Source organism: Mesobacillus sp. (assembly GCF_049588175.1).
GTDB lineage: Bacteria > Bacillota > Bacilli > Bacillales > Cytobacillaceae > Mesobacillus.
Genome location: NZ_JBAVFI010000688.1, coordinates 1 through 3,070, shown reverse-complemented (window position 1 = coordinate 3,070; position 3,070 = coordinate 1). Strand labels below are relative to the sequence as shown.

Below are 3,070 nucleotides of genomic sequence, written 5' to 3'. Positions count from 1 at the left end.
CCCTGTTGAAGGGTACTCCTTTTTATGTTTATTTAAGGCGCTTTTCGAGTTCTGCTTTCTTTTCCTCGAAGCCTGGTTTGCCAAGCAATGCGAACATATTTACTTTGTATGCTTCTACACCTGGCTGGTCGAATGGATTTACTCCAAGCAGGTAGCCGCTCATTGCGCATGCTTTTTCAAAGAAATACACAAGATAGCCAAATGTGTACTCATCCAGCTGTGGAATTGTAAGGACAAGGTTTGGGACGCCGCCGTCTGTATGAGCTAACATCGTACCTTCAAATGCCTTGTTGTTCACGAAATCAACTGTTTTGCCAGCTAGATAGTTCAAGCCGTCTAAATCGCTGTCAGCTTCTTCAATCACCATTTCATGGCGAGGCTTTTCCACCTTGATGATGGTTTCAAACAAGTCTCGTCGGCCTTCCTGCACGTATTGTCCAAGAGAGTGAAGATCGGTTGAGAAGTTTGCTGAAGAAGGATAAATTCCCTTCTGATCCTTCCCTTCACTTTCGCCGAACAGCTGCTTCCACCATTCAGAGAAGTACTGTAGGGATGGCTCATAGTTGATCAACATTTCGATTGTTTTTCCTTTATTGTACAGTGCGTTGCGGACTGCGGCGTACTGGTAAGCAGCATTTTCTTCAAGTTCAGAATTACTGAAGTCTTCCATTGCCTGTGCTGCTCCGTTCATCATCGCTTCAATGTCTGAACCGCTGACAGCTATCGGCAGCAAGCCTACTGCAGTCAATACCGAGTAACGTCCGCCGACATCATCAGCAATCACAAATGATTCATAGCCTTCTTCGTCAGCAAGAGTTTTCAATGCCCCGCGTGCTTTATCTGTTGTCGCGTAGATGCGTTTTCGAGCTTCTTCCACACCGTATTTTTCTTCAAGAAGCTTACGGAAGATACGGAATGCAATCGCAGGCTCAGTTGTTGTACCAGACTTGGAAATGACATTGATCGAGAAGTCCTTTCCTTCTAAAACATCCATCACGTCCGTCATATAGCTGGAGCTGATATTGTTGCCGATAAAGATAATTTGCGGAGTCTTGCGTTTTTCTTTTGAAAGAGCGTTGTAAAAGCTGTGCTGTAAAAATTCAAGTGCAGCACGAGCTCCTAAATAAGATCCGCCGATTCCAACAACAAGCAATACATCAGAATCGCTTTTGATTTTTTCAGCAGATTTCTGGATGCGTGAGAATTCTTCTTTATCATAGTTCATAGGCAGGTCGATCCAGCCTAAAAAGTCACTGCCCGCACCTGTTTTTTCGTGCAAAGAATGATGGGCTACTTTTACAAAATCCCTTAAATATGTAACTTCGTGTTCACCAAAAAAGCTTAGCGCCTTTGAGTAATCAAAACGAACATGTGTCATGTCTGATCCTCCATTTAATTGTATTCTCTACCACTTTAACGAAAGCTCCACTAAGAATCAAGAATCACACTATAGTGTAAGCGCGACCAATTGTGAAATATTTTTAAAACTTCATGACTTCGTTATTTTTTTCCTTATTGATTGTTTTTAAACCCCTGTAAAAACAATAGTCCGGGAAGTTACCCGGACATGTAGATTAATGCATTTTCGCCTTGATAATTAACCTGTGCGTAGCCGTATCAATTGGCGTACAGGTAATAAGAGTCAGTGTTTTTTCATCTTTGCTGCCCCCAAGCACAGATACGTCATTCGGTTCGACGACTAATGTCTCGTAAACCTCATATTGATAGGTTTGGTTCTTGTCTTTTACCGTGACTAGATCCCCTGTAGCGATTTCATCAAGACGGTTGAACATTTTGCCATAGGCTCTGCTGCGATGGGCGGCAATCGCGCTATTTCCTGCCGTACCCGGTATTGCAGTTCCTTCCAGAAGACCGGCACCAATAGCCATGTTAGCCATCGAAGCCCCGTTCAGAACAGGAAGCCTTAAATTAATTTTATCGATTTCAATGAGGCCAACCATTGCTGGATCCATTTTTTGTTTTTCTTCCGTTTTTTTCTCTTCTTGATTCATAATAGGATTTGCAGATTCAACTGTTTCAGCCTTCGTTTCGATGCTGAACACCTCTTCCAGCTCGCCAAGGCTCTCTGCTGCATCATTTTCGACAAGGGAGTGATTTTCCCACTGGTCAATCATTTGTTTCTGGCTGTAGGATGTATATAAATCTTTCATCGCTGGATAAAAGAAGATTGTAAACCCGGTCAGGATTAAAAATATCGAAAATACCTTTTTCACTATTTTTCACCTCAAGATATAAATAAAGAGAGGAATGTCTTCCCCTCTCAAGTTTTTTCACTAATTAATTCTTCAATGGATTCTTGAACCTCAGCATAACTCCTCCTGCTGCAATCAAGAAGCCAAGGATATAGTACAGCACCCGACTGCTTTCACCAGTTTGCGGAAGGACATCGCCACCAGCCCAGCCTTGGGAACCAGTTGATCCTCCAGGTGTATTTCCTGAGCCAGAGTTCTTCACAGGAACTGGTGATGCACCTTCATTAGTTTCTTCACCTACAAGCTCTCCCTGCATGCTCCAATTCACTTGAAGGGTTAGAACGCCATCTTCTAGCCGGACCATTTCATCAGATAATTGGGTTAAGGGGATCACCTTTGTTTTTCCATCGCTTGTTAATTCGAGTCCTGTTAGCATTTCCACTTTCGCTTCTTCTGTTAAATAGATTGTCCAAATATGATTCACAAGCTTAAACTCAATACGTTTCCCATTCACCATCATTATTGCAGCACTGTCGATTTTGCCTTTGCTGTCATCCATCATCAAGCTTAATGTCTTGAATGTGTTTTTCAGAGGCATATCACATTTTTCCATCCAGTAGTTAATCGTTCCTTCCGCCTCGACTCCAACCTTAAGGTCGCTTACCGGTACAACTAGCTCACCGCCGCTGGTAAAAATAATTTTAAATGCAGTGATGTCTTCTTTTACAAATTTCCCGCCATCCAGCAATTTAAAGAGTGGTGATTTTCCCGGATTGGTCATTTCCTTCCACTCGCCTTTAAGCTCTACAAATACTGTTGCAGCTGAGCTTGTACAGTCCTTTAAATGCAAATGAATC

3 protein-coding genes are annotated in these 3,070 nt (G+C 42.5%); all 3 read right to left on the bottom strand.

The features are described 5' to 3' along the window. Window positions 1-28: 28 nt before the first annotated feature. The gene (locus WB217_RS16695; protein ID WP_423994403.1) at window positions 29-1,378 is read right to left on the bottom strand and encodes a glucose-6-phosphate isomerase; all 1,350 of its coding nucleotides are present in this window, start codon (window positions 1,376-1,378) and stop codon (window positions 29-31) included. 196 nt (window positions 1,379-1,574) lie between these two features. Then, complete coding sequence (locus WB217_RS16690; RefSeq protein WP_423994401.1) at window positions 1,575-2,234, bottom strand: class D sortase; 660 nt, start codon at window positions 2,232-2,234, stop codon at window positions 1,575-1,577. A 64-nt stretch (window positions 2,235-2,298) separates the two neighbouring features. After that, window positions 2,299-3,070, bottom strand: a 772-nt coding sequence (locus tag WB217_RS16685) for an LPXTG cell wall anchor domain-containing protein (RefSeq protein WP_423994400.1), incomplete at its 5' end; no start/stop codon positions are given.

Excerpts from the sequence above, each read along its gene's own strand:
- WB217_RS16695 (WP_423994403.1), bottom strand. The coding sequence starts at position 1,378 with ATGACACATGTTCGTTTTGATTACTCAAAGGCGCTAAGCTTTTTTGGT.